Genomic DNA, 2,966 nt, shown 5'->3' with positions numbered 1-2,966 from the left:
CGGCTTTGAACTCGTATAGGGCAATCACATCATCTTCATAGCGGCCACCTGAGTTGGCAACGATGCCGTCACCCACCAATACAAGCGCTTTACTGGTAATCAGTGTTTCGTCAATCGCGGCGGCAGTGATCGAATTAGAAAAGGCTTCGATCGCTGTTCTCATTTCAGTTGATGAGGCTTCACAACCAACTTCCCAGCAGTTATGAAACTCATTGAGTAAGCGTTGTACTAGTCGGGAGTTACCGGGGGTTTCCAGGCTAATTCGACTCTGAGCAGCCAGGTAAGAGGTGTCAACATCGGAGCTGCCAATAAAAGGAGTTTGCTGGCCTTCGACATGACAGTCACTGCAATACTCTGTGAGTAGAGGGTAGACAGTGCTTGAGTAGCTTAAAGTATCCTCAGGGAAGGACTTACTGCTCCCAGGGTCTTTGATTTGTGGAGAGCGTAGGATGATTTCATTAGTGCTGGCAGCATTGTCACCCACCCAATTTTCGACCCACCCAGTGAGAATCGTTACACAGGTGTCGATATCGGTGCCACCTTGTCCGTTAGATGCCCAGCAATTATGGCCGTTTGCAACTTTTGTGATAAGAGCCGATTCTGCCGGGTCATCTCGATCGATCAAGCTACTGGCATCAGCAAGTGCCAGGTTAACGTCGTCGAAGCGTGCGAATTTAGGGGACTGACCATCAGCACCGTGGCAAGCGCCGCAGCGGTTTTCAGTAACGATATTTTCCCAAAACTCGGTCTGAAACTTTAGCGCATCGTCAGTTTCTGGCGCAGGGCCTAGATACTCATCGGTACTGGTGTTTTGGTTAGTGTTAGGGTTGTCGGTATTTTCCTGGCCGCTGTCAGTACCGCAGGCGCTAAGTAGAATTAGGGCAAGGAGTGATAAACAAATGCTTTTTAAGGTATTAGTTGCTTTCATTGTCATATCCTCCTATTCGCCCATGCAGTAGGTGGCTGAATCTGCAAAGACTCTTTTGAGTTGATATCCACTGTTTTTGAATGATGTGACCATTGATGCAACTTCAGCTCGGTCAGCAGCGTCTGATGGTTCTCTTAGGCAGACATTCTGGAAAACTTTTTTCACTTGGCATTCGGCAAAGGCTTCGGAATGTGCAAGTTCTTGTGCCATGGATGCAGCGCCATTTCCAGAGCCGGGGAGGGTGGAATCCCATCCCAGTAACTGGTTTCTTCCTGAGCGCCAGTAATTTTCCCAGCTGTCATCTGGCGTGATATAGCCAAACTCAAAGTTGTTAGCGTTGATGTGATACTTTGCTTGTACGCGGCTGCCAGTGCTCGCATCGGTCATGCCTTCCTGGTTATAGACCATTTGGCCGTTTAAACCCTCTGGGTCATTCTCAACATTGTAATCATAGTTGTAGTAAGCAAACGCTTGGGTAAGAGGGTCCATGCCGTTATGACAACCTACACAGCTGTTTAAGAAGATTCTGCTGTCGCCACCAGGGCTACGCGAAACATCTTGCCTGACGCGGTCAGGTGGTAAGGAGGTGTCGTTAAGTTGCTCCATATCGTTGCATAAGTGGTTTAACACGGTAAAACGGAACAGTGCACGATTGGTACCGTCTTTCATGAATGCATGAGCGGATGCGCGCGTGGTCATGATACCGGCAGCGGCAGCGCTAGGGATGTTGTATTGTTCCGACTGAGTGCTGGCAATCAGATACTCTTTTAGGCTGTGTCCGCCATCTTCCAGAGCTTCATAATGCGCGTTGCTACTGATGCTCGGGTTTGGTAGCCCAAGTGAAGAATTTCCGACATAGAGCACGTCGCTATATAGAACTGACCGAAAGTCTGCGTCATCGCGTACTAAACCAATTACGGTTGCCATATAGTCATTGAAGGGCACAAAGCTGGACATGGCTTCATTTGTCCAGGGGGCTGCAAGGTTTTTTAGCGTAACGTCATAGAAAGCAGTGTGTTCCATTGCCGTATAGGCCGCATTGCTAGCTTCGCCCGCCAAAATATCCGCCGCCATAGAGTCGAGTACACTTGCAGTAGGGGGCACACCCGCTATTCTGTCATGTATACGTTTAGCTTGCTCTCGTTCCCCGGCCGTTAGAGTCGAGCTCACGAATAGTGTAGAGAGAAGTATAAGTGACAGAAATTTCATGCGCTGGTGCATAAGCTTAATTTTTCCGATCAATGTTTTTGTATATGCTGGCGTCATAGCTGCTTGCCAGAAACCGTCGTGCTTTATTTGTTTCAGTAGCTTAGGTAATACAGGAAATACATTCATAGCTTGTTCCCTCTTTGGATCGGAGCTTATTTAAATTAGACCCAAACGCTCTATGTTTGAAGTTTAATTGAAGATGATAGGCGCATTTTGTGTGGCAGTGCTCACCATTACATTGCGTAACTCAAATGCGCTGGAATGTACTTAGGAAGAAGACATACTGAGAGACATAATCCTTGTCTAAGTCCTTAACTGGGCTCGATTATGTCGAATAGGGAGAATATTGTGAAGCATGTCAGGTTAACATTTTTTTACGTTTCGGTTTTTCTGAATCGAGCCTTCAAAAGGCATTTTAGATTACCCAAGCCTTCAAATTCCGGCTTTTTGAGACAGGTATTGTTGAGCCTTGTTGCTATGATCAGTCTGCCTCTTATTGTTGCCTGTAGCTCTGATGGCACGGATCCTGTTGTAGTTGACTTACCTTTAGCTTATATAGAAAGACCTCTAGAAAATGATGAGGGCGAAGTTGAGCCAGATAATGCTGCTGAGCCGCAATCGTTTCGTCCTGGTGCTGTTTTATACCTAAAGCAAAAAGCATCACTTGATGCTCAAACGGTGGATATTTCTTCGGCAGCCTTTGCTGATGAATCGTTCTTAAACGACGACGGTGAGCTGCTCTACGATGTACGTGACCTCAGTACTTCTTATGATGGTAAGAAACTACTCTTCTCGATGCGTGCGCCAGAGATAGAGAATGCCGATGAAG

At 47.0% G+C, this 2,966-nt stretch carries 1 protein-coding gene and 2 pseudogenes; 1 reads left to right on the top strand and 2 read right to left on the bottom strand.

Translation table 11 applies throughout. The annotated features are described in order from the left end of the window. Window positions 1-928: pseudogene (locus tag A3735_RS17000) on the bottom strand (LamG domain-containing protein); the annotation flags it as partial. 12 nt (window positions 929-940) lie between these two features. Continuing rightward, window positions 941-2,263 carry a hypothetical protein gene (locus A3735_RS16995; RefSeq protein ID WP_231872338.1) on the bottom strand — a complete coding sequence of 441 codons (1,323 nt, stop codon included), beginning with the start codon at window positions 2,261-2,263 and terminating at the stop codon, window positions 941-943. Window positions 2,264-2,599: 336 nt separating this feature from the next. Here A3735_RS16995 and A3735_RS16990 point away from each other — a divergent pair. Further along, a pseudogene (locus A3735_RS16990) lies at window positions 2,600-2,966 on the top strand (hypothetical protein); the annotation flags it as partial.

The sequence above is a fragment of the Oleiphilus sp. HI0061 genome (assembly GCF_001635675.1).
Note: the sequence above shows the minus strand (reverse complement) of the source record. Positions and strands in the feature narration are given on the sequence as shown.